The following is a 26,568-nucleotide window of genomic DNA, read 5'->3' as shown; positions in this document are numbered from 1 at the left end:
AAACATTTTTTTAAATGTAACAAATTTTATTACAATTAATTTTTCTTAAAGGATTAATTTGTCCAGATCCAGCAATAAATAATTAATATTCTGATTGATGGTTCTTGTTGCAGACTGCATCTGATTGAGCATGGCAGCCCTGTTGTGAAGATCATCTGCCCTGTAATATCCTCCGTCACTGAAAATAACGGACTGATCCGCTGCTGATCTGTCATCATCAAACTGATAATGCAGCCATCTCTCTTTCATATTTCCGATAATAGAACGCTCTTCCCTGTTGGAAAACTTTTTTTCCGTATACATATACCAGATGAAGGGTGGAAAATTGGGAGATTCCAGTTTTTCTTTCCAGATATCTCTCAATAGATTCCGCTGGTGGATAAATTCAACCTTTTTTCCTTTCGGATTGAGCGTTGCCAGACCAAAGCCCGCCCCTAAGACCCCTCCTCCGATATCGATCGCATTGCTCCACCCTTCATCTTTTACGATACCTCCTGCTATAGAAGCGGCTGCTCCTGCAACGATCGAATATAAAATCAGTTTATTATTTCTGGACGCATTCAGATTATCCACATAGTTTCCTATCTGGGCTACCCTTTCCCCTTCACAGTCGAATTCCGCCGCAACAGCATCCAGCTCGGTAAGGGCGATCGTAATTTTACTGTTGATTTTTGTCTTCAGCTGTAATACTTTAATCTGAGAGGCTAAAGAAGAATCTTTTTTAAGCTCAATAATGCTGTGCACCTCATCCAGATTATCCAACGCATTCAGAATTAGAATACTCTGATCGGAAAATATTTCTTTCAGCTCCTTATTGGCAGCCAGAATAGAATCTGAGTTGTAAGACGGAAGCTTATTCGTATAATTGTACTTGAAAGGTGCCTTGCAATAGCTATCTTTAAGCGTAAGGATATTTTGCTGAATGACCTGGTTCTTCTTTGAAACACAAGAAGCAAGCAGTCCGAAAATTATAAAAAGATAAAAGAACTTTTTCATTCAAACCAATTTTTATACAATAGCTGAATCATTTGTCAGAAATCATCAATCAGTTTCAATACAATTCATCAATACGAATATAATACAAATAAAAAAATTTACCTGGTTTCAGGTAAATTTTTAAGCTATTTTTAAGCCGGATTATTTAATATCCAGCAATTCAACTTCGAAAACCAGCGTACTGTTTGGCCCGATCTCCTTGCTGATCTGCTGATCTCCATACGCTAAATGCGGCGGAATGATCAGTCTCCACTTGCTTCCTACGGGCATCAGCTGAAGCGCTTCTGTCCATCCTGCAATAACCCTGTTCAAAGGAAAAGATGCAGGGGTACCTCTTTTTACAGAACTGTCGAAAACTTTACCGGCAATGGTAGTTCCGTGATAATGGCACTTCACAGTAGATTTAGGCCCCGGCTTTGGTCCGTCTCCTTCTGTAATGATCTCATACTGCAGGCCGCTTGGTAATTCTACAACACTTTCTCTCTTGCCATACTCCTCCATATATTCCTTACCGTCTTTCAGGTTCTTTTCCGCCAGTTCTTTTTTACGTTTAAATAACATGTCTGCTACTCCCATATTCTATTTTTTTACAAAGATAAGGCTTTTTTGAGGTTGGAAGACGGAAGTATCAAGGCAGAGGTTTAAAATTAACCACTTAAAGATTGGCCAGCTCAGCCCTAAACGATTTCTATTAAAAACAATTAGATGCTAATAATCAACAAATTAAATAACTCATCTATTAAAACGCAATGCTTCCGGCCACTTCCTTCTCCAACTTCCGGCTTCCAGCCTACTCAAAATTCAAATAATTGTAATACTTATTTAACACAGATTCCGAAACTTGGCGTTATAATTGAACTACAAATTTGCAATGTAACAATTATTCAAAACACTCTAAAAAACAAATAAATTAGTTGATTTAAAGCTAATATAGGCAAAATTAATATATTTTGCATGTTGCATTATATTTCATTTAAGTTTATTAAACTTCAAATATATTGACACATAAATTGACACTATATAGAAAATTGATTTATATTTGTTATAATAAAAAAAGTGAAAAATGGCAACCGTTAAATACTACCTAAGATCGAAAACAAATAACACCATTATTCAGATGCAACTATCAGTATCCAAGGCCTTAAAAATGAGAACTTCTACAGGTCTGGTTATAAATTATTCTGATTGGAGTAATAAAACCTCTTTACCTAAACAAAATAATCCACAAAATAAAAATCTTTCTTCTCAACTTTCAGATTTAAAAACTTATGTCATAAGAGAATATAACAATGAGCTTGTAAATGGGGTTTTATTCAATGGAGCTTGGCTGAAAGAAAAAATAAATACTTTTTTCGGAAAGATAGACATAATTAATGATGACAATATTTTGATCAATTATGTAACAAATTACTATGAATTCAGAAAACTAAACAGGGCAAAAGAAAAAACAATTCAGCATTATTTCACACTAAAAGATAAAATATCCCGTTTTCAGAAGTTTCAAAAAAAAATTTATTTAATCTCAGAAATAGACAGAAAAACAATGCTGGAATTCAAAAACTGGCTTATTGAAAAAGATAAGCTTATGGAATCTACAACGCAAAGAACCTTAAGGAATCTCAAAACCGTACTTTTGGACGCTAGAGACAATGGAAAAATTATACATCATCAAATTAACGGATTCAGATTTGAAAACAAGCCCTCTGTAAAGGTGTTTTTGAGCTTTCAGGAAATTGAGCAAATTAAAAACACTCCTATTATTGGAAATGATTTGGAAAATGCAAGAAATTGGCTGATTATCGGATGTTACACAGGACAACGTATAAACGACTTGCTCGGAATGACTACAAGTAAAATATTTACTAAAACAGATTCTAATGGAGAAAGTTTTAGATTTATAGAATTAATACAAGAAAAAACAGGAAAGCATGTTACTATACCTATACATGATGAGGTTGAGCAAATCTTACAAAAATATAGTGGAAATTTTCCTCCTATTTTCAGTCAAACTTCATCCAATAGCAATTCAACATTATTTAATTACTATATAAAAAAAGTCTGTGAGCTTGCTGGAATTAATACAATAGTCAAAGGGAGAGTTTTTAATGATGAATTAAAAAGAAATGAAATTAAAGAGACAGAAAAATACAACTTGGTAAGCAGTCATATTTGCAGACGTAGTTTTGCTACCAATTTTTATGGGGACAAGAGGTTTACTACACCTCAAATAATGGCTATTACCGCACATGGTACAGAAGCTGTTTTTTTATCTTACATTGGAAAAACCTCATCAGACCACGCATTAAATACTGCCAAAACCTTTAAAGAAATAAAAGACCAGCAGGAGAAAATCTCCTGATTCAATTCCCCTATAATTAATTAAGTCAGGAATATAATTATTGTGTATTTTTAGGTGTTGAAAAAAGATAAAATGCAAAAGAATACAGAAAATACGATTATGCTCAGTAATCTGGGTGGGCTGGAAGAAAATGATTTACGGGTCATAGAAGCCCAATTAAGTATTTTAGATATTGATTTGAAAGTAATTACTCCCGATCACCGTAACATCAATTATTTTGAAGACTTCTCACTTCAAACGTTCTACGCCTTTTCCCCTTCCTTTTTAATGGGAATGATTAATCACGAGAGAGGGAAAGAAGTTTGGAGTTCAGTAAAAGCTATTATTGCCTATAGCAAAACCATACTCTCAGGTAAAGAATATATAAAAGAAATTGAGGGTGCGTTAACTCACAAACCTATTAAATTCGGTATTCATATTATTTTGGATACTAACACGAGCTATAACTTTGATCTAAGTGAAATACCTGATGGAAAGCTTTTTGAGGAATCTTTGGATAAGATTTTATCTTTTTTAGTCAGGCAGTTTCCAAATGAAAAATATGAGCTTCCGTGTTATGTAAGATTTTCATTAGACACCAAAGAATGGTCGGGTGAATCTTTTGAAGAATATCTCCTTAAAAAAAGTATGAGCAACTGAATCCTGGATAATGAAGGAACAGTAGTAAGTGATAAAATGATTATCCGTTTTAGATTCTTAACCTTTGATATTTAAAATACTGATAATCAGAATATTTTTATATTTAAGTATTTTTTGTGTGACGGATGTAACGCAGAAAAACAAAAATATTTTCATCAAAAATGTTACGTTTGTAGAAACAATTTTTTTTAGTCTATCTATCTTATTGGCAGGTAAAAAAGTAACCCTCTAAATTCTATTTCTTTTTCGGATTCTAAAATTTAATTCCTAATAAAAAAATAATGCGACATGTTTTGTCGCATTTACTTTTTAGTTTAGCCTGAGATTTCAAACCGATTAATAAAAAAAATAAATTTAATCATGAGAAAAACATTTACTAAAAAACACACACAAGCTAAACTAGATAATTTATTAGGCATAGATAATTCAAATACATATCATATTCCTTTGTATGATAATTTTGAGAGTTTTAAAAAAGACTATACAATAAATTTAAAAGAATATTTAAAGTATAATCCTACTGAAACTGAACATAGCTTTATAGGTGAAAACTTAATCTATAAATATAATAAGTATAAGGCAAACCCTTTAGATTATAAGTTTACTTTATCTGAAAGAAAATACGGGACTTTTATTGACGTTGAGTTTGATATACAGAGCTTAATAAGCGTATTAACACAAGCAGTAGAAAATTATATTTTGAGATGTTATAAAAGAAAATCTTTTTTACTCTCAATACAATGGGATGAAGTTGTTACATACCAAGGAAATAAAGCCGAGATTCATTATAAAAATTTAACAACTGAGTTATTGAGAATACTTCTAAAACGTATGTTGAACGTTAACACAGAATTATTACTAATTGATTTATCACGTGTGTTTCTTCAAAATTACTCCTATATAGAAAGGAACTCTGTTAAGTTTGATTTTATTGGATTTATTGAGAATGAATATATCGAAAATCATAAAATAGCGAAGTTCTTATTAAAAAGAGCTGAGAATTTAAAAAGTTTCACAAAAAATGTAAATACATTCAAATTTAAATATACGAACCCTCAAAAATTAGCTTTACTTCACGTATTAGGTTTTTTTGATCTTCCGGTATTTGCGACTCTTACTGAAACAAAAATAAATGAACTTACAGGCTTGTTACTTGAGGCAGACCCAAAAGAGTTTGTTTATAAAAACAGGCTTAATTTAAAATCAAAATCGCCCCATTACCAAACCGACAAATATACCTCTTATCAATATTTAGACGAAATGAAAAAGCTTATTTCTGATACTGATTAAAGCTTATTGCAATATTGAACGGGAGTGAAATGGGAGTAATTTTGCACTCCCTTAGTTTCTAATCCCAATAATTTTGTGTCATAATAATGAAGTAAAATTTTAAATTATGTCACAGGTACAATTTATCGGTACAACTCCGAAAGAACTTATTGAAGAGCTAAAAATATCTTTAATTCCCGAGCTTAAAGATCAGCTTTCTAAAGAATTCCAACCCAAAGAACCTACGGAATACCTTACCCGGAATGAAGTTTGTGAAATGCTTGACATTGATTTGAGTACCTTACACCGATGGAGAAAAGATGGAGTGCTTATTGCCTATGGCCTTGGAAACCGCATCTATTTCAAGAGAACGGAGATAGACCGTCTTATTGATCAAAACAGGCTGAAGTAAAACTTAAATACAGCTATTATGAAACTTAATCCTGTATTTAATGATCTGTATGATCCTGCAACGATTACCGGGCATGTTCAGGGACTTATAAAGAAAATAAGGGAGATCACTCCCCATGCTCTTATTTTGGAAACCCTTAAAGATGAGGTTCAGGAGCTGGATTTTCAGCTTCTGGTATTCCCACAGGCAGAAAAGCTCCGGGAAGAACTTGAAAACCTACCCCGTGAAAGTGAAAGGGCCAACCAGATCCGTAAAGAGCTGGGGCAGCTAAAGCTTAACCAAAAGCATTTTTTAATCCTGTCTGTAGAACATATTATAAGACTTGCTGAAAATAACCGTTGGGGACTGTGTAAAAACCATGATTTTATTTACCTCTATAATGGTACATTTTGGAACGAGCTTGATAAAGAACATTTCCAGAAGTTTTTAGGTGAATCCTCCGAAAAAATGGGAGTCCCTAAATTTTCAGCAAGGTTTTACCTGTTCCGGGAGCAGCTTTTCAAACAGTTTCTTTCCACAGCTTATCTCCCCACTCCTGAGGTAAGTCAGGATAAGGTGCTGGTCAACCTTTTAAACGGAACCTTTGAGGTGACCCCACAGGATATACATCTAAGAGCCTTTGACCGATCGGACTTTATGACCTATCAGCTTCCCTTTGCCTATGATCCTGAAGCAGAAGCCCCACTCTTTGAAGCTTACTTAAACAAAGTACTTCCTGATAAAGAAAGGCAACATGTTTTAGCGGAGTACCTGGGTTTTGTATTCATTAAAAATGGCAGCAGTGTCTTAAAAGAAGAAAAAGCACTGATCCTTTACGGAACAGGGGCCAATGGGAAAAGTGTATTTTTTGAGATTGTTAATGCTTTATTGGGAGAGCAGAATGTAAGCAGCTATTCGTTACAAAGCCTTACCAATGATAACGGGTATTTCAGGGCTAAAATTGCTAACAAGCTGGTGAACTACGCCAGTGAAATTAATGGCAGCCTGGAAGCTTCCATATTTAAACAGCTGGTTTCCGGGGAACCTGTAGAAGCACGTCTGCCCTATGGGCAACCTTTTACCCTGAAGCAATATGCACGGCTGATCTTTAACTGCAATGAGCTTCCCAAAGATGTAGAACATACCAATGCGTATTTTAGAAGGTTTTTAATTATTCCTTTTGATGTCACAGTTCCTTATGAAGAGCAGGATAAAAATCTGCATACCAAAATTATTGAAAATGAACTCTCAGGGGTTTTTAACTGGGTATTGGAAGGACTCAACAGGCTATTGGAGCAAAAGCGGTTCTCAGCCTGTGAAGCAGCACAAAAGGCTGTTGAAAGCTACAAAATGGAGAGTGACAGCGTACAGATGTATTTACATGAGTATAGCTATACAAGCTCTGTCAAAAGGGAGATTCCTTTACAGGAGATGTATAAAGAGTATAAATATTTCTGTGAAGAGAATGGATTTAAAACCTGCTCCAATAAAACGTTTTCTGATCGGTTGAGGAATCTAAATTATGTTATTATCCGGAAAACTAATGGTAGAATTGTCAATGCTGAAAAACAATAAAAAAAAGTTTTTTTTAAAGCGACATATCCGACACATCCGACATGGAATTTATTTAAACAACAGAAAATCAATATATTGAAATTAATCCAGGATTTGATCAATGTCGCAAATGTCGGATATGTCGCAGAAAAAACAAAAATATTTTTTACCAGAATGAAAACCTTGTATTTGTACATATTGGAGAAAGGAAGTAAAAAACACCCTTGTCCTCATTGCGGCAAAAAAAGCTTTGTCCGGTATGTAGAAAATTTGACAGGCGACTACCTGCCTTTTGAGTATGGTCGTTGTGACCGGGAGAGCAAATGTGCCTATCACCTTAATCCCTACCGTGATGGTTATACTGGAATGATGGCTGAGCAGATGCAGAAAACAACCGGAGATACTTTTGGTACTTCCATAAAACGAAAATATTTTCGTAATGGTTCTCAACTCATACATCGGTATGATCATAAGACTGTAGAAGAACAAGTCTGTTTCGATTTTCAAACCTTTAAAAAGACTTTAGAACCTCATCATTATGATCATAATACCTTCATCCAAAACCTTCTGTATACCATTCCTTTTCCTTTTGGAACAGATGAGGTAACCAGAATCATAGAACTGTACCGATTGGGAACCATTACGCAGGGATACAGGGCTGGTGCCGTTACGTTTCCATTTATTGATATAACCGGGAACATCAGGGCGGTGCAGGTCAAGCAATTTGATAAGGAAAACCATACCACGGGAACAGATTTTTTACATTCAATACTAAAGAAGCATTACGGGAAAAATAATAAACCACTGCCGGAGTGGCTTACCACATATGATCAGAATATAAAAAAAGTTTCCTGCCTGTTTGGAGAGCACCTTTTAAAGAAATATCCTTTTAATCCTGTCGCCTTAGTAGAAGCTCCAAAAACAGCTGTTTACGGTACATTATATTTTGGGCGGCCTGAAGAAAGTCCTGAAAATCTTATCTGGCTGGCTGTTTATAACAAAAGCAGTTTTTCTCCTGATAAGCTCTCCATATTACAAGGCAGGGATGTTATTATCTTTCCTGATCTTTCCAAAGGTGGGAATACCTATAAAGAATGGGAAACCAAAGCCCGGGACATTGAACGTAAATTACCCGGTACCTCTTTTATTTTTTCTGATCTGCTGGAAAATATGGCACCTGAAGGAGATAAAGCGAAAGGATATGATCTTGCAGATTATTTAATACAGCAGGATTGGAGGTTATTTAGAAAAAAGAATGTTTCTGCAAGGGAAATACTTCCATCACCAATGACCTCCCCGGATGAAAATATCTGTGCCATCGCTCAAAATGAAAGCGAAACGCTGGGAACTATTACTCATGTAGAAATAGAAAATATAGATCCGGCAACGGAAAAAGCAACAACTAAAACCTCCGCTTTATCCAGTATATCTGATGAGGTTTCTATGAGCAGAAGCGGGATCAAGGAAAGGAAAAAGACCGGAGCATGGGAGAAGGAAATTGGAGCCCTTGAAGAGTTCTTTTCTGAAAAAGCAAATTTTGATCACAAGTCCATATATCTAAACTCGTATAGCCATATTTCGGATACTGCTCTTTTTATTAAAAATCATCTTTCCACCATAAAAGCGAATGCGGGTAAAACGGCATTCCTTCCCTACCTTGAAAGGTTACAACAACTAAAAAAGAAAATAACATCAGAGAATTAATATGAGAACATAAAGTAATGAATTAGGAGCAGTTATAAATTTCATCACTGCAAAAAAAAGTTTTTTTCCTGCGACATATCCGACATTTGCGACATGGGTTTTAGTTAATCAATTGAAAAACAAATATTTATATTTTATTCGTAATTTTTATGGTTGCAGCATAAAACAAAAAAATTTCACAAAACATGGAATATACAGACAGGAATGAAGCGCAAAAAAAGGATTTTTTTCACCTTCATACTTTCACCAGCTACATTCACTATGTATACCTATTTAAAATTCAGATTATTAAAATTTTAAAGAAAATGAATACCAATAAAAAACAAGATTCACAGAATAAAAAGGGTTTACAAAAGTTGACAGAATCAGAAAATAAACTCTCCTGCTTGCTGTCTTTAAAAAAGATTACTCCTGAAGATACTAAACTCCTGACTAATGAAGAAAGAGATGAGCTGTCCCGGATTCTGACCCATAAGCTCAATACCTTAAAAGGAGAAGAAAAAGAAAGACTTTACCAACAGATAGAAGAAATCACGGACCCTCAAACTAAAAATGAAATCTGGGAGCATAACCATATTAATATCATGTGGGCTATTTCTTCATTTATCAGGGAAAATAGCAGAATGCCGACTAAAACGGAAATTTCAAGCAAAACAGAACTCAGCAGACAGACTGTACATAAGCACCTGAAGGACTATAAAAGCAGTTCCTATTATGCAGAATTTCAACAGCAGTTTTCCATAATGCAGTCCAAGGTAATGACTACGATTTTTCAGTATGCTGTTAACGGAGATATGAAAGCTGCTAAGCTCTATCTTGAAGGTATTGGAGCTTTAAAAAATACCTCATCATCAGCTCATCAAAACAATACCAGTAACAACACCCTGATACAGAATCAAAACAATGTTATACAGATTAACGGAATGGTCTTCAGTCAGGAAACTATAAAGCAGCTCAAACCGGAACAGTTACATACCATTGAAGAGATTTTAAGGACCACTCAGTTGAAAGATCCTGATCTGAATATTTGATCTTTATGTTGACAAAATGATTTTTTCACGGTCAAACCTATGAGAAAAAAATCAGGATTAAATTTTATGAAAATTTATTTTTCCCATCATCTGAAAAAAAAGTTATCTTAGTCATAGAAGAGTTTTTCTTCATAACATTTTGTTTATAAGCTTTCTGCATATACAGGAAGCTTTTTTTTAAGAAATTGCTTTAAATGAGTTTAATGCAAGATTTTGGGAGATTAATAAAGTAGATAGCAATGAAACTCATTTACCCAGATTCAAGAATATTAACAAACTATAACGGTTTTTCTTACCCAATAATACATGACTGAGAATATAATTTTGCCAGGCTGAGGGCAGAAAAGCAGTTTATCAATTCAGAGTAAATGTATCTAAATTCCACATAAGGGGTATTGATTGATATTCACAACTAAAAAGCTGTTTAAATGCCCACTGATAAAAGAAAAGGAATAAAAAAACTCTTTATAGAATTACTTGAAAATTACCATTTACTACCATTTAAATACCATTTTAAGGTTTAAAAACTGTCGGAACAGGTATTTTAATGACCATAAAAATATCTATAATGACAGAAAATTACAATTTCTTATCTTTGAAGTGAACTTATTTTCCTAACAAACTATAATTATTTTACTCTATTACCGTAGACATCAATTCTACGGTAATCTTTTACCCAAAAGTTCCTTAATATTTTAGGTTATTCCAAATTGAAATAAAGACCTCAGCCGAGTTTTTATTAGTCTCTTCATGCATAAATAAAATATCTTAAATCCATATTCCCCTATCTAATACATGCGTAAAGAACCAATAGGGTATACTTATCATCCAATGCTTAATATTCCGATCAATTCAGAGCATTTTGTTTTTCACTTATCAAATGCTTTTACAGAGTTTCTTTTTCTCTTCCTGGTAAGAAGTTATAACTGTTTTGATAGAGTGTTGATATTATGGTTTCCCTCATGGGGGAGTTGAAAAAAATATTATATATTAGCATCAATAATTTTAACGAAACAAGCGTAAGCTATCATTTGGAGCACAGAAAACCGCGAATTTTCTAAAACAGCCCTAAAAATGATAGGCTTACGCCCTTGTACCTAATATGGGCACGAGGGCTGTAAGTCATATCTGGGCTGTTGGGTTCTTCGCGGTACCTCTGTAGCAGATTGACTTCAGCTTCGTGCCTTTCTTTTAAAAAAATATAAATTTTCAGAATTGTGATATAATACGACAGGCTTTGTCGCTATGCTGGGTTAGCTTTGTTTAGTAATAAAATAGAATAAACACATTTAAATGTAAAAGACTATGATAACAGATTATTTATCGGGTTAAAATAATTTACCGTAAAAATACGGATAACAATATGGGGAAAATCCCATGTCTTAGATTACCAATAATTTATACATTCACACTAAATTTCAAAAAACAATGAGACACAACTACTTAGGTGCAGTATTTCTATGCACTACATTGGGCTTATCTGCCCAGCAAGTTGTCTGGCAAAAGGATATTCAATCGAATACTCAGGACTTTTTAAGCCAGGTGACCACAACCATTGACGGGCAATACCTCATTTCAGGAAGTTCTATTCAAAGCAATAAGCTTCAGGCTTCAGACAGTAAGCAAAATAATGGGTATGATTTTCATTTGATCAAACTTGACCAGCAAGGGAACGAATCCTGGGAGAAATACTTTTCAGGTCAGAATCATGATTATCTGTCTGGAACGGTTACCACACAGGACGGTGGATTTTTAGTATCTGGTACCTCGCATTCTAATAAAGGGTTGGATAAAAAAGATAATTCCAGAGGAGGATCAGATATTTGGCTGATTCGTCTTAATGAATTCGGAGATGAATTATGGCAGAAAACCTTGGGGACTCCTTCAGATGAAGAGGCCAGAGCAGTGATTCAAACCACAGATCTGGGCTTCTTTGTTGCCGGCAATGTACAGAACTCATCCAAAGGCTATGGTTCTAAAGATGCCTGGATCATCAGGCTTGATAAAGATGGAAAAGAATTATCACAACTTATTCTGGGTGGAAAAGGTCTGGATGAGGTGGAAAAAATGATACCCACAAAAGATGGAGGAGCACTCATCGGAATATACTCGAGAAGCGGTGTCGGAGGAGCAAAGAAAACAGAGAATTTCGGTGAAGGCGACTATTGGATCGTAAAACTGGATAAGAACGGAAAAGTAGAATGGGAAAAGAGTTATGGAGGAAAAGGAGATGATCATATTAGAACTCTTGCTTTGACTTCAAACGGATATGTTATTGGAGGAGAATCCAGATCTGAAAGATCCGGCAATAAAACCGTGGGTATAGAAGAAGGCACAGACCTTTGGGTGATTGCTTTGAATGAAAGAGGAGAAGAACAGTGGCAGAAATCCTACAATTTAGGAAATCGTGATATTTTAATGGGGATGAGCGTAATCCATGCGGCTGATACATCAATAAAAAGTATCCTTTTAGGTGGTTATACTTATGCTGAAGGAAGAATAAAGAAAGAAGATGAAACCTTTTGGTTAGTTAATATTGATCAGCAAGGGATTGAAAAATGGAGGAAATATATAGCAGGGGAATCAAGGCAAAGAGAGGAAAAACTTTCAGATTTGAAGCTGGACAAGGATGGTTCCATTGTTTTGGCCGGGACTAGCGCCCTTGAGCTTGGTAAGGAAAACTGGAAAATTGTAAAGCTTGGCGACAAACAAATAGATCAGCTGATTGAGAATTACAACATCAGGATCTATCCAAATCCTGTCTCTGATTATACCTATGTAGAAATAGGTTATACTTTCAAGGAGGCTGAAATTTTTCTGTATGATATAAGTGGAAGGCAGCTCCAGAGTCTGAAAACGAAGAATAAAGTGACCAAGATTAATACTCAGGCTCTTGTACAAGGTGCATATGTGGTTACCATTAAAACTGATTCAAATAAAATGGCTAGTGCCAAAATCATAAAACAATAGATTATGAAAAAGATAATTATAATCATACTTTTTTTTATGGGTAAAAGTTTGATTGCTCAAACAATAGAAAAAGATAGCTTGTCAAACAGTAATAAAACGGTTGACCCCAAAGATGCCGTCTACAATGCACAGCCTGAAAGTAATCCATTTAATTTTAGTACATTATACCCAAATTCAGTTAATACATTTACTGGTCGAGCAGATATATCACTCCCATTATATAACATCAATTTTGGCGGAATAGATTTTCCCATTAATCTGATGTATAATTCAGAAGGAATTCAGGTTGATCAATATGCTAATGAAGTTGGGTTGGGATGGTCATTATCATCCATAGGTGAGATAGTGAAAGAAGTGAATGGTGCCTATGAAGATAATGAGGGACGGGATAATTTTAAGTCGTACTTAAGAAGTTTTCCTCAATTAGAGCTAACTGATTTTCCTGATTATTATACTATTAATGCACCAACTCTATCAGCTAAATTTTTTATTGATAAAGATTTTAATGTAAGGGAGTTAGAGGGGATTCATACGGCAAATATTAATTTTATAAGATCAAAAACAGCAGAAAGCGAAATTTTAAAATATGGATTTGTATCCAACCGGAAATCTACCGGAACTCCTTGTGGGCCTAAACCACATGGACTTTTTGTGTCATATTTTCTTTATAGTTATATCACCTCTTGCCAGGGACCTGGAAACCCTAATGATTATTTAGACACCCAACAAATCAAAATTATAAAGGATAAGTTTACCTACAATTTTTCTGAATTTGAGCATATAAGGGTAAAAACCAAAACAAGAGACGTTATCTTCAGAGACTCTCAGACCTTCCCTCCAGAAGGTATTACCCACACAGAAATGGATTATCATACGGGATTAAAATTAACTGAAATCATAGATAATACTACAAAAAATACTCTTCAGGTCAGTTATGTGCCTTTGGCACGATACAATGAAACAGAAAAGTTAGATAAAACCTGGGATAAACTGATTCATAGAGTTGATGCAGGCTTCGTTACAAGTTATTTTAGAAAAATAAAAGAATTTGATGTAATGACGAAAGAATCTTATATCAGGAAGCTAATTTCCAGAATAAAAACGGATGATGTAGAAGTTCTTTTCAATTATGAAAATGCCAGAGAGGACAAGATAACAAGAAACATGGTTCTGAGTGAAATCCCTTTGGCACCAGTAGTTGAATATACGGGGCCGGGCTGGGGAGAAGAGCAGATTAATCCATTCACAAAGGAACCTTTACTTAAATCAATGGTGATTAAAAATAATATTGGTAAGATAGTCTTTCAATACAATTTTATTTACGATTATTTTAATTCGGGATGTTCTGATGCCGATGTCTGCAAGAGATTGAAACTGGTAGCTATTGAAAAAGGATATGGAGAAAATAACTTGAACAAAGAAATACATAGATTTTCCTATTATGAAGACCAGGACTTGCCTAAAATATCCTCATTTAATAAAGATGTGTTTGGCTTTAAAAATATTCATTCAGAATCAATGATAAAGGATTCCTACGGTTTTCCGATGAGGCCTTATCTTTATAAATATGATGAAGTAAGGGAAAATCTCAATTTTTCATACTTCTCTCCTCTTAAAGTGTCTGCTCTGAATCCAGGCATTTCTTCAGGAAATTATGACCAAGGAATTTCAGGCCTTGAAAATATCAGAGCATGGAGCCTGAAAAGCATAACCTATCCTACGCAAGGAGTGCAATCATTTATTTATGAACCTCATGAATTCGTATGGAAAGGAACTAAAATACAAGGTGGGGGACTCAGAATAAAAGAGGTGAAAATGATGGACCCAGTGACAAACAAAACATTATCAACCCGTTATACATATGCTGACGGCCAGGTTTCTTCTTTACCAATGGTAACAGCAGAACAGGATATTGCAATGGGTGCTGGTGGTACTAAAACAAGTATTCCACAAAGTTTTACTACGCTGGTAAACAGATCAAAAGGAAGTATAGTTGTTTACCCTGAATCCCGTCAGATTAATTCAGATGGAGGATTTATTGATTTTAAATATAGTAGCTATACCGAATACCCTGACTTTATAAAATATAAATGGGAATTGTATGGTAATTATGTAGATATAAATATGGATAAATATCTGTTTTCTAAAAACAGTATTGGGCCCAAAAGCTTTAATCTTGATTATTTAAGAGGGAATATTATAAGTAAAAAGCTTAATGATAAAACCGGTAATATTTTAAAAATATCCAATTATGAATACACTACAAATGAATATAATTTCCCTGCCCTTACTGAGCCAAAAACTCAGAATAAAGCAAGGTTTTTCTACTATCCCGTTGGAACTGATTATAATTCTAATTATCCAATGCCAACCCCACAATATACTTCCTCTATTATAAAAAGGAATAACCTAACGAATAGAAAAGACACAGAGTATTTTTCAGGGAATATAATTAATACAGAAACCAGCTTTACATATACTGATCGTTTTAATGTAGCTAAAAGTATTAGAACTCTCGCTCCAATGAACAATGAATCCATTATCAATAATTATGCATTTGAAGCGAATATTCCATCATTAAGCGGTACTCCGGAATATGAGCAGCTTCTTTTGGAAACTCATAAAAAGGAGGATAATGAGGAGGTGGAAAAAGTAAAAAAGATTTTTACATCTGTCAACGGAATGATGGTCCCATCTTCAGATCTTAAATTCAACTTCGAAACCAATAGTTGGAAGGAGGAAATATCATACAATCTGTATGATAATAAAGGAAACATGCTCCAGATTACCGAGAATAATAAACCAAGCGTAATTCTTTGGGGGTATAAACAGACAAGACCGATTGCAAGAATTGAAGGGGCTACATATAAGGAAATAATGCAGTCAATGGGACTCGACCCTAATAGTAATACCTCGTATCTTGGATTAAGTATAGTAAAAAAATCCGATTTAGATATAGATGCAGATAGTGAAAATCAGTTCGTATCAGAACTTATTAATTTTAAAAATAAACTTGAGTTTAAAAATTTTCTAGTAACCACGTATGCTTATGATCCACTTATCGGAGTAAAATCACGAATTGAGGAGTCAGGATTACGAACAAATTATGTGTATGATAACAGTAACAGATTAGAAAAAGTATTGGATGGAGATTCAAAGTTGATCTCAGAGTATAAATACAACTATTCTGTACCCCGTTATTTCAACACGGAAAAAAGTAAAGTTTTTAAAAAGAATTGTGGTAGTTCAGGTTTAGGAAGCTCTGTGGTCTATACTGTTCCTGAAAACATGTATTCTTCAACAAACAGTCAGCAAGAGGCTGATTCTAAAGCGGAAAATGATTTGATCACTAATGGGCAGGCTTTCGCAGATAATAATGGAACATGTCTATCCGTGTCGTGCAGTGTAGTAAAAGCAGGTAGTTTACCCTCTGGTATTTTTTATTATGGATCAATTAATCAGAATAGTAGCAATCCATCTCAGTTTAGAATACAAATGGGTTTTAAATATGAGAGTAATCTTACCACTTGGTCAAATGGAGTTCTTATAGGAAAAGTTACAGGTAATTGTCTGTCCTCTAATGTAAGAACCGCCACATCTGCTCCATTTGGAAAAGGTGTTTGGGGAGTAACTATAAATCCCAATGGTGATATTATAGTAAAACTGCTTCCGGCAACTGCTCCACCTTCTCCTAATATTACTATTGATTTAGATTTTTACATTCCAATTGATTAAAAATACATAAAATGAGAAAATATATTTTTATATTCCTATACATACTGACTTCAATAGAAGTCTTTGGACAGACAGGATTATCGAATACTGAAAACTATGTTTATACAAAAAATTGCCTTGATCCTTCGTGTCTTAAAAAATCCGAAGTAATAAACTATTATGACGGTCTTGGAAAGATTAGACAGATCGTTGGCATTAAAGAAACTCCAGGAGGTAATGATTTAGTACTTCCTACGCTTTATGATGATGCGGGTAAGAAAACAAGGGATTATCTTCCCATTCCGCAGACAGGATCTACTGGTGGGGCATTATATCAGCAATCCAATTCTCTTACAGCTTTCCCCGTCAGTGATGCAGTTAATTTCTATTCAGGAGAAAAAATTTTTTCAGAGAAAACCTTTGAAAGCTCACCTCTTAACAGGCTAAAACAGAAAATACAAACAGGTACTGAATGGAGTAATAAACCAGTTTTTTATGACTATGCACTTAACGTTTCAGGTGATAAAATCAGGAACTTTAAAGTAGTTACAACCTGGGAAAATGGGACTACCAAAAATATTATTACAGATGCAGGTATAGTAGAGGATTCCAAGCTCTACAAAAATAGTGCAAAAGATGAGGATGGAAATGAATCTGTTATATTTATAAATACGAAAGGACAAACCATTTTGGAGCGTAAAGTGAAAGGAAATGGTGATTATGCAGATGTTTATTATCTCTATAATAAGTTCGACCATCTCGTTTTCATCCTTCCGCCTTTAGCTTCTGCAACTCCTGACATAATTAGTAATCTGGATAAACAAAATGAACTCCTTTATCAGAACAAATACGATGGAAGAGGCAGGCTTGTAGAAAAGAAACTTCCCGGAAAAGGTTGGGAATATATGGTGTATGATAATCAGGATAGATTAGTAGCTACACAGGATGCTAACTTAAAAGAGAAAGGACAGTGGTTGTATACCAAATATGACCAGTTTGGAAGAGTTGCTCTTACCGGATTATCTATGGGAGGAGATAGAAATACAGAACAAGGCTTGATAGATGGAATTTCGAACAACAATGTAAAACGTACTGATTTTGTTGTCTTTAACAGGCAGGGAATGGATGTTCTTTATGATCCGGCCACTACCTATCCTCATGCTTCTAAATGGATAACTTTGTTATCGGTAAATTATTATGATACTTATCCCCCCAATACACCTTCTCCTCAAACGCAGATTTTCGGACAAAACGTATTACAGCAGCCTGGACCGGGAAATAATACATCATTAAGTACTCAAGGACTAATTCTAGCCTTCTTTACCAAAAATATTGATAATGACAGCTGGACTAAGAATTATACTTTCTATGATACAAAAGAAAGAGAAATCTCGACAATATCTGTTAATTATTTAGGAGGATATACCAAAACAGAAACGGAGCTGGATTTTACAGGGGTTCCTTTGAAATCTTACACTCTCCATAAAAGGAAATCTGATGAGACAGGTGTTGTTATTAAAGAAAGATTCTTATATGATGATAAGAATAGGCTTAAAAAGCATTATCACCAGGTAGATGATAATTCAGAAGAACTACTTTCTGATAATACTTACAATGAAATATCACAGCTTATTAATAAAAAAGTAGGAAATAATATTCAAAGTATAGATTATGATTACAATATAAGAGGATGGCTTACAGGTATCAATAGAGAGCAATTGGATATTACTGATTTGGGTGGTAAGCTATTTTCGTATAAGGTAAAATACACCCATAAAGATGGAATTACCAATCCTGATCCTGTTTTGTTTGCAGGAAAGAATGTTGTTGCCAAATATAATGGAAATATAGCAGAAATAGACTGGCGATCAGTAGAAGCACCAGGAATAATTCCCTCTTTAACCCCTAAAAGATACGGTTACGCTTATGATTCTTTAGATAGACTTACAGCAGGGTTTTACCAAAATCCTAGCAATCCATATTCAAAGGAAAACACAGAATCTATGGATTATGACCTCAACGGGAATATAACCGGATTGTACAGAACCTCTGTGATGGAAAATGGAAGCACCATCGCCACCAAAATTGATGACCTAGTATATTCCTATAATGGAAACCGAGCTGTTACTATTAAAGATAACAGTTTAAACAGTACAGGATATGAAGGTGTAGCAGGTTTTCCGATGGAATACGATGCCAATGGGAATTTGAAAAATATGATGGACAAACAGATTACAGGTATTACCTATAATTATCTGAATCTCCCCACTATTTTCAATATAGGTTTTGATCCTGTTACAATCCAAATAAAAACAGACTATCGCGCCGATGGAGTAAAATTAAGAAAAACAAACGTAAAAACCTCAGTTGGCTTTGCGGGAACTGATACTACTACAGAGGTTACTGATTATCTGGATGGGTTTCATTATTACAAAAAAGAGAGTACTACTTCAGGAGGAAGTGGTGGTGGTACTCCTGACACAGGACCTGATTTTCTGACATCAATAGCAAGGGCGTTGGAACCCCAAGCATTTACTCCCATTGGAAGCTTTGAGTCTGTAGAACTTTTACAGGAAAAAACACCCTATTTGCAATTTTTCCCGACCTCTGAAGGATTTTATGATTATCTGAAAAATCAATATATTTACCAATACAAAGACCTTTACGGAAACGTAAGGATAAGTTTTGCCAAAAACAGCGAAGGTGTTCTTGAAATTTTAGACAGTAATGATTATTACCCTTATGGTATGAATCATTTAAAGACAGGGTATGCTTTCTTCGGAACAGGGAACTACAAGTCATATAAATTTTTAGGTCAGGAGTTACAGGAAACAGGATTCTATGATATGAATGCCCGTTTCTACATGCCTGATGTGGGAAGGTTTATGACTCATGATCCTCTCAGTTCATCCACTTTAGAGCCTTATGGCTATGCTTATGGTAATCCGTTGTTTTTTATGGATGCAACGGGATTAAGAAGCGATCCTATTAATGGTGGTAATGGTCCGGGTGGCCCGGGTGATGAGTTGAAAGCAAATGAGTTGGGAGGTTCAGACAATCCGTATCAGATTCAGGAAATCGTACTTAATCCACCGATCAGGGCAATGGCGTCCTCTACACCTAACAACTGTTCATATTGTTATGTTGGAAATGGTAATGGTATGTTAGGTAATCTTAATATTCCAAAACCCCAGATACAACCTGTACCTTTAAAGTGGGACTGTGGATATTGTAATGATCATGGTGTTTCATGGATGGGGCCTATGGATATAGTAGGGATGTTAGCGCATAAAAAACTTGCAGAAAGTGTAGGAGAAAGAGATGCTTCATTTTTAATGATGCTAGCGAATACAGCACTGATGGCTACAGGAACTATTGCAAAAAGTAGTGCTCCAGCGTCACCAACATCAAGTAACCTCTGGAGAGTCGGAGCATACAAAAAAATGAGAGGCTTAGAGAAAGGATTAGATGCACATCATGTTGGACAAAGCGCATTAATGAAAAGATTAATAGCAAATTATGAACATGAAAATGCACCTTCGATTCTTGTACCAAAAGCTGGTCATAGAACAAAACTTCCAGAAATAGGAAGGATGGCAATAACAAGAGGGGACGGAGGTTTTACAAGTGCTAGACAAGTTCTTGCAAGAGATATTTTTGAATTAAGACGTGTTTATGGAAATCAGGGTATTCCTAATAGTGCTTTACAAGAATTAGTTCAGATGAATAAGACAATGTATCCCGATGCTTTTAAAAAATAATATAATCAGTAATCAGTAATGAATAATCAAGAATTAATAGAAAAGTTCTATTTGGAATCAACTAAAGGTATTAAAGAGGAATGGTTTGTAAGTGAAATTCCACATTGGTATAGTTATATTGTAAATCTTCCTCAACATTTACAAACTACATATTTAACTGTATTATTAGAAAGCCAAGTTTTTAATGGTGGATTTGATCAATACTTTGCAAATGGATATGGGCAATTTGCAAAAGAAACCATAGACGCCTTAATTGAAATAGGAGCATTTAAAAAATCAAACCTATTGGAAAAAGCTTTTAATCTTGTCAAAGATGAAAACATTAGTGACGAACAGTTTCGTGAAGAATTATTAAATAAAACTCTCAAAAGACTTTTTGATGGGGATGGTTTGTATAAATCATTAGGACACTTGGATGATATATATTATGATATAGAAGATGAAAATGTAGAAGATTTATTGGGAACTTATTTAAAGAAATTGTGATATAAATGACATCAGAAAAATAACAATATTTAACAATAGTTTTAGAAAACAATTTGTCGGGTGAGACTGTACACTCCTCAGCTGTTTTTTTGAATTTTCCCTCTTGATTAATTTCAAGAGGGATTTTTGTTATATATTAAAGAGGGTTGAACTACCGAAAAGTTTTATAAATATCATTAGTAATGATTTCATAAAATACTTTAGCTTCTTCTATTGCATTTTTTATATTATAGTATGTGGAGATAAAATTTAAATACTGTTCATATTCTATAAGTTCTTTTATATTAGATTTGAATAAGTAAATTTTAAGTTTTTTAAGTAATTGACACATTTAATGACACATATAAAATATAAAAATTATAAATAACTGAATATCAAACATTAAAAACAAAACAATCCAGTTATAATTGGATTTAAAAACTAAATGCCCAATCCACTAAAATATAATAAGAAGCTTGACGAACTGAATGAGGAGGAAAAAAAATTGCTGGAAATCAATAAAAAATCGATTGCTGATTTCGTAGAGCAGTCCTTTTCCATAAGTGATGTCAATTATGCTACCAGAAATGCTCATGCAAAAACATATGTGGTCGCAAAAGGAATATTCCGGGTCGATCCGAATATACCTGAACCGCTGCGGCCATTTTTTGATAAAGAAACGTTTGATCTCATCATAAGATTATCCAATGCACATTTGAAAATTAAAAATTCAAAAAAAGATATTCCTGCTTATGGGTTTTCGGTACAGATCAGGGATGAGAAAGGAGCGATTCTTTGTAATTATCCCCTTGTCAACTTTCCTCTATTCCCTATTAATTCTGTTTCTGTCTTTTTAAAACTGTTTACAGCAATTAATCGGCTTTATATGAAACAATGGAGGCATCTATTCCCCATGATTATTCAGATGATCAAAATGACACCTTCCGTTTGTACAGGTGATTTTATCCGTAACATTGTAAAGCTGGCGGGTAAAAGAAATGATTTTATTCTGTCATTTGATTATTATTCCGTAGGGGCCTATCGCCTGGGGGATTACATCATCAAAATAAAGCTATGCCCGAAATCTGTGCATAAACATACAGGCAGGAAGCAAAAGATTAAAGACTCATTAAAAAATTATCTTCAGGCCCACGATTTCACTGCTGACGTTTTGATTCAGCTTTGTTATGATCTCAAAGACCAACCGATCAATAAGCTGAACGTAGAATGGAAAAATTCACCATTCATAAAGATCGGTGAAGTGAAAATAGACAAAGGCGCTTTATTAGACCCTCGTGACTGCAACAATGAACTGCTTTCATTCAATCCGTTCGAAAGTAAAAGTATCTTTCAGCCTGTGGGAAGAATACAGAAATTACGTGATGACGCCTACAGGGTATCTGTACAGACCAGAAGAAAAATCAATAAGCTTTTACATGGAAAGAGAACGGATCTATAAATGCATCGTTGGAAAAGTGCAAAAGCACAAAGATTTTATCTGCGATAAAATCTTTATTTCCCACTGATTTCTCAGATTCCTCAGATGTTTTCGAAAAAATATAATTGCCATATATACGAATACCTTTAGATTTTCAAAAAGGATTCGTATACGTGGCAAAAAATAATTATTGAGAAGCTTTGAATTTCCGCTATTATCACTGTATAATAAAGGTGAAAACATTATTACAATAATCTTTACTTTCTATCTGTATTTCCGGTCTTCTTCTTTTATGGCTACATCATTGATGCTGGCATACCTCTTAGCCATCAGCCCGTTTTCATCAAACTCCCAGTTTTCATTTCCATAAGCTCTGAACCAGACACCGTCCTTTGTTTGGTATTCATATTCAAAACGAACAGCGATCCGGTTGTCTGTATGTGCCCAGTATTCCTTTTTAAGCTTATAGTTCAGTTCTTTTTCCCATTTCTTTTGAAGAAAGGTTACGATTTCATCTCTTCCATTGACAAATGTATCCCTGTTCCGCCATTCACTGTCTATGGTATACGCTTTTGAAACCCTTTCAGGATCCTGGCTGTTCCAGGCATCTTCTGCCATTTGAATTTTTTCCTTTGCCGTTTCAGGAGTGAAAGGCGGAAGCGGATGTTTCTGTTCCATTATTTATTGTATTAGATAGGTGACTGTTTTTTTCATTTTCTCAATCAGTTCATTCGATTTGAAAAGCTGGCTTTCAATGATACTGCTCTCAAAAAGCATATAGATATGGTCAGAAAGCATATCATCTTTCAGGAGCTCTGAAAAATACCTTCTCAGGTCCGCTTTATGGGACTGGATTACATTCAGAATTTTAATATTATCCATTGGGATTTCTGACAGTATATTCAGGAAGCTGCACCCTCTGAAATTCTCCTTCTCATTCATATATACCAGGAAATCGAAAGCGCTGATGATTTTAGCATGAAGATCCTTTGCCTGTGATGAAAAACTGTGCAGCTCACTGAACCAATACCGATGCCTCACATTGAGAAACTCAACACACAGGTCTTCTTTAGATTTAAAATGCTGATAAAAACTGGCTTTCGCTACTCCTGCATCTGCAATGATCTGGTTAATCCCTGTGGAATTATATCCCTGCTTTGCAAACAATCCGAACGTTGTTTCTACAATTCTTTCTCTGGGAGATTTCATAATTATTTCTGTTTCATATGACAAATGTAAAATAAAAAAACAAAATAGACAAACCTGTCTGTCTATTTTAAGGTCAATTAATTCTATTAAAACGATGTCTCAACAACATCTAAACCTAACAGGTTTTAAAAACCTGTTAGGTTTAATACCTGCAATATCTTAATCTTTAAACAAATTTGTTATACATGATTGTCTTATTACTCCCGGTATTTATTCACAAAAAAAAGCCTCCGGAACTTAATCCAGAGGCTTTTGCATATTTCTCGATATGATTATTTTTCTTCCAGTTTTTCTTTTTCCTCTTCTTCTTTTTCAGGGAACATGATAGATAAAAGAACTGAGATCACCAGCACTCCTCCTACAATTCCCAATGAAACCGGAGACGAAATGTGGATCCATGGCGCAATAAGCATTTTTATTCCAATGAAGGAAAGGATAATGGCCAGACCATATGGAAGCTTGCTGAACATGTGAATAAAGTTTGCCAAAAGGAAGTATAATGATCTTAATCCTAAAATCGCAAAGATATTCGATGTATACAGAATGAACGGGTCATTTGAAATCGCAAAGATCGCCGGAATGGAATCTACTGCAAAAAGAACGTCAGTAAATTCGATAACTCCTACCACAACTAAAAGTGGTGTTGCCATTTTGATCCCGTTCTGCACCGTGAAGAATTTATCTCCGTCATAGTTATCAGAAACTTTCCAGAAACTTTTAATAAATTTTGCCCCAGCCGTATTGCTGTAATCTTCGTCATCATCATCGTCTCCGTCACCCCATGATTTAACTCCCGCATAGACAAGGAATAATCCGAACAGGGTCATTACAACGTTGATCTTTACAGCTTCTCCAAAAATATTCATTTCAGGAAGGTAAGTCAGATTAATAAGCCCTACTCCTGCAAAGATAAATATCGCCCTGAAGATCAATGCACCGATGATCCCCCAAAAGAGTACCTTATGGTGAAGGAACTTCGGAACTTTGAAGAATCCGAAAACAAGGATGAATACGAATAGGTTGTCCACCGAAAGGGCCTTCTCAATCCAGTAGGCAGCCTGATACTGTGTAAATTTCTCCACAGCCAGCGCATGACTTTCGGGAGTTCCGTCGGTATTGAAAACCCAGTACACGACTCCGGAGAATATCATAGAGAGTGAGATCCATACGACAGTCCATATCGTCGCCTCTTTGGAAGAAACTTCATGACTTTTTTTGTTGAAAACTCCTAAGTCCAGGAGCAGCATGATAACCACTGTTATCGCGAATCCCCACACCAAGCCAGGGTGCAGATCTAAAATACTTTGATGTTCCACTTGAATAATGTGTTATTATATGATAAAAGCAATAGATGTACAAAGTACAAATATTGCCGTTTTATTTATTTTTCTGATTGATAACTGATTATAAATAATTCATCTGTACCGTCTGAATCGTCTGCTCCAGCTTTCTGTCTGCTGTAGGATCTCCGATAGCGTTGAACTTCCATTCCCCGTTTCTTTTGTAGAATACTCCCATTACCATAGAAACATGTCCTCTGAAAGAAGCATCATTCGCAATATCATATTTTGCAAAGACCTCTCTCACATTTGTAGGTGATCCTTCATAAATACGGATGGATGCAAAAGGGATCGTCCCGAAATCCTGACCTCTGTAGCTGTTCAGCACCATCGCAACATGTTCCACATTAGGGTCCAGCTGGTTGAAATCTACAGTAATCACTTCGTTATCCAATCCATCATCTCCGTTTATGTCACCTGTAAGGTCGTCCCCGCTGTGTCTTACAGAACCGTTTCTGGATTTAAGGTTTCCGAAGTAGATGACTTCCGTTACATTTTTATTTGAATCATATAAAATACAGCTGCCGTCTAAGTCTACTGCTTCTTTTTTGGTTCCGAAAAAGCCTTTCTTTTCAATAGCCCCCCAGTTGATTCCTACACAAGCCTGGGAAAGCTCAGCTCCGTTTTCTTTTTTAAGGTTGATTCTCTGACCTTTTTGTAAGTTGATAGCCATTTTTTTATGTTTAGTTGTTATTTACTTTCTGGTGAAAAGGCTCAGCTGCAAAAGGGCGAAAAGGCAAATTTGCGATTTTGCAGTTTTGCAATTTTACATTCTCATTGATTATTCAAATTCAAATTAAGCATTGCACGCAGAATATTGGTTTCTTCGTCAAAATCAAATATTTTGCTCATAATGTCTATGTTTTCCAGGTTTTTGATATAGTCTCTCAAGACGCCTTCCACTTCCGGGGGCAATGTACGTTTTCTTTCATTCATACTGTTTTCCAGCTGCTCATTTTTTCTTTTCAGCTGATCGATAATAGTACTCTGATTCGATTGGTTTTCAGAAATATCCAGCTTATCCGATTCTTTGTCAAAAAGATATAGCTTTTTTTCATCTACACTGAAAATAAAATAGTCATCAGACTGAAAGATCCTGAAAAGCTCATATTCATGAGTACCGATAAGATAACCACAAACAAAGCGTACTTTAAATCCCTGTATATTCAAACGCCCCAACAGCTTTCTTTCGATGGAATAATCCCTATACTGATAAGCCGGAAAGGGACCTGACTTCAGCAATGCTTCATCTGCTTCAGTTCTGTAAAATTCCTGGGCATACTTTTTATGAAAGTACAGTACATTATCCCAGTTGGCTGTAAAGATATCTTCTGTAAGATCTTTATACAGGGTTTTCAGATGCTGGGAAAATACACCGCTATACATTTTCCTGTCGGTATGAAAGCTGTCTACCCGTCTTTCTTCAAAACCTGAAATATATTTATTGTTGATGCCAATTTCATTGATGACAGCCAGCATATCATTTTCCTTCTGCCTTTTGATCTTGGTCAGAAGTTCTATGAGGCTGTCGGTATACTGCAGGTGGAAAAGTTCCAGTTTATTGTAATCTAAAGCCGTATTTTCCTGGAACAGATTGTGGATAATATCTGTTTTGATAAAAATCGATATTATATCAATATGTTCAAAAAAATTCGCAAGAAGCTTAAGCCTTGTTAATCTTCTTTTGCTCTGCGACAATATAGTTGCTGCATCATCCCCCACCTTGGT

19 protein-coding genes are annotated in these 26,568 nt (G+C 35.0%); 12 read left to right on the top strand and 7 right to left on the bottom strand.

The features are described from left to right. Positions 1 to 45 precede the first annotated feature (45 nt). Positions 46 to 996: a hypothetical protein gene (locus AC4IF5_RS16275; RefSeq protein WP_490736296.1), complete on the bottom strand. Its 951-nt coding sequence runs from the start codon at positions 994 to 996 to the stop codon at positions 46 to 48. Between the two features lie 141 nt (positions 997 to 1,137). Beyond that, positions 1,138 to 1,572 carry a BamJ family beta-barrel-assembly machinery protein gene (gene bamJ, locus AC4IF5_RS16270; protein ID WP_490736295.1) on the bottom strand — a complete coding sequence of 145 codons (435 nt, stop codon included), beginning with the start codon at positions 1,570 to 1,572 and terminating at the stop codon, positions 1,138 to 1,140. 487 nt (positions 1,573 to 2,059) lie between these two features. On the opposite strand from bamJ, the gene AC4IF5_RS16265 reads away from it, so the two are divergent. From AC4IF5_RS16265 to AC4IF5_RS16210, 12 genes are all read left to right on the top strand, one after another. Further along, complete coding sequence (locus AC4IF5_RS16265) at positions 2,060 to 3,355, top strand: tyrosine-type recombinase/integrase (RefSeq protein ID WP_490736293.1); 1,296 nt, start codon at positions 2,060 to 2,062, stop codon at positions 3,353 to 3,355. Between the two features lie 72 nt (positions 3,356 to 3,427). After that, entirely contained in the window at positions 3,428 to 3,994 is a 567-nt protein-coding gene (locus AC4IF5_RS16260) for a hypothetical protein (RefSeq protein ID WP_490736291.1), read from the top strand. Between the two features lie 360 nt (positions 3,995 to 4,354). Then, a complete protein-coding gene (locus AC4IF5_RS16255; RefSeq protein WP_490736289.1) occupies positions 4,355 to 5,284 on the top strand; it encodes a hypothetical protein in 930 nt (309 codons plus the stop codon). Between the two features lie 106 nt (positions 5,285 to 5,390). Beyond that, positions 5,391 to 5,675, top strand: coding sequence for a helix-turn-helix domain-containing protein (locus AC4IF5_RS16250; RefSeq protein WP_490736288.1), 285 nt, complete (start codon positions 5,391 to 5,393; stop codon positions 5,673 to 5,675). An 18-nt stretch (positions 5,676 to 5,693) separates the two neighbouring features. Beyond that, complete coding sequence (locus tag AC4IF5_RS16245) at positions 5,694 to 7,229, top strand: DNA primase family protein (protein ID WP_490736286.1); 1,536 nt, start codon at positions 5,694 to 5,696, stop codon at positions 7,227 to 7,229. A 153-nt stretch (positions 7,230 to 7,382) separates the two neighbouring features. Then, positions 7,383 to 8,912, top strand: coding sequence for a DUF6965 family protein (locus AC4IF5_RS16240; RefSeq protein WP_490736284.1), 1,530 nt, complete (start codon positions 7,383 to 7,385; stop codon positions 8,910 to 8,912). A gap of 305 nt (positions 8,913 to 9,217) precedes the next feature. Further along, on the top strand, positions 9,218 to 9,943 hold the full coding sequence (locus tag AC4IF5_RS16235; RefSeq protein WP_490736282.1) for a hypothetical protein: 726 nt from the start codon (positions 9,218 to 9,220) through the stop codon (positions 9,941 to 9,943). A 1,428-nt stretch (positions 9,944 to 11,371) separates the two neighbouring features. Beyond that, positions 11,372 to 12,913, top strand: coding sequence for a T9SS type A sorting domain-containing protein (locus AC4IF5_RS16230; RefSeq protein WP_490736280.1), 1,542 nt, complete (start codon positions 11,372 to 11,374; stop codon positions 12,911 to 12,913). Positions 12,914 to 12,916: 3 nt separating this feature from the next. After that, positions 12,917 to 16,648: a DUF5977 domain-containing protein gene (locus tag AC4IF5_RS16225; protein ID WP_490736278.1), complete on the top strand. Its 3,732-nt coding sequence runs from the start codon at positions 12,917 to 12,919 to the stop codon at positions 16,646 to 16,648. 11 nt (positions 16,649 to 16,659) lie between these two features. Continuing rightward, on the top strand, positions 16,660 to 20,388 hold the full coding sequence (locus tag AC4IF5_RS16220; protein WP_490736276.1) for a DUF6443 domain-containing protein: 3,729 nt from the start codon (positions 16,660 to 16,662) through the stop codon (positions 20,386 to 20,388). An 18-nt stretch (positions 20,389 to 20,406) separates the two neighbouring features. Continuing rightward, positions 20,407 to 20,874 carry a DMP19 family protein gene (locus AC4IF5_RS16215; RefSeq protein ID WP_490736274.1) on the top strand — a complete coding sequence of 156 codons (468 nt, stop codon included), beginning with the start codon at positions 20,407 to 20,409 and terminating at the stop codon, positions 20,872 to 20,874. Positions 20,875 to 21,298: 424 nt separating this feature from the next. Further along, on the top strand, positions 21,299 to 22,312 hold the full coding sequence (locus tag AC4IF5_RS16210; protein ID WP_490736272.1) for a catalase family protein: 1,014 nt from the start codon (positions 21,299 to 21,301) through the stop codon (positions 22,310 to 22,312). Positions 22,313 to 22,555: 243 nt separating this feature from the next. Here the strand turns inward: AC4IF5_RS16210 and AC4IF5_RS16205 are convergent, their stop codons facing one another. The 5 genes from AC4IF5_RS16205 to AC4IF5_RS16185 all read right to left on the bottom strand — a co-directional run bounded on the left by AC4IF5_RS16205 (position 22,556) and on the right by AC4IF5_RS16185 (position 26,562). Next, entirely contained in the window at positions 22,556 to 22,969 is a 414-nt protein-coding gene (locus tag AC4IF5_RS16205) for a nuclear transport factor 2 family protein (RefSeq protein WP_490736270.1), read from the bottom strand. 3 nt (positions 22,970 to 22,972) lie between these two features. After that, positions 22,973 to 23,500 (bottom strand): TetR/AcrR family transcriptional regulator, encoded by a 528-nt coding sequence (locus AC4IF5_RS16200; RefSeq protein WP_490736268.1) that lies wholly within the window; start codon positions 23,498 to 23,500, stop codon positions 22,973 to 22,975. A 272-nt stretch (positions 23,501 to 23,772) separates the two neighbouring features. Continuing rightward, positions 23,773 to 24,816 (bottom strand): TerC/Alx family metal homeostasis membrane protein, encoded by a 1,044-nt coding sequence (locus AC4IF5_RS16195; RefSeq protein WP_490736266.1) that lies wholly within the window; start codon positions 24,814 to 24,816, stop codon positions 23,773 to 23,775. Between the two features lie 88 nt (positions 24,817 to 24,904). Beyond that, positions 24,905 to 25,513 (bottom strand): TerD family protein, encoded by a 609-nt coding sequence (locus AC4IF5_RS16190; RefSeq protein WP_490736264.1) that lies wholly within the window; start codon positions 25,511 to 25,513, stop codon positions 24,905 to 24,907. Between the two features lie 101 nt (positions 25,514 to 25,614). Then, positions 25,615 to 26,562: a hypothetical protein gene (locus AC4IF5_RS16185; protein ID WP_490736262.1), complete on the bottom strand. Its 948-nt coding sequence runs from the start codon at positions 26,560 to 26,562 to the stop codon at positions 25,615 to 25,617. Between the last annotated feature and the right edge of the window lie 6 nt (positions 26,563 to 26,568).

This window comes from Chryseobacterium sp. UF-290, assembly GCF_058245615.1.
The sequence above is the reverse complement of the archived record's forward strand: the minus strand, read 5'-3'. Positions and strand labels throughout refer to the sequence as shown.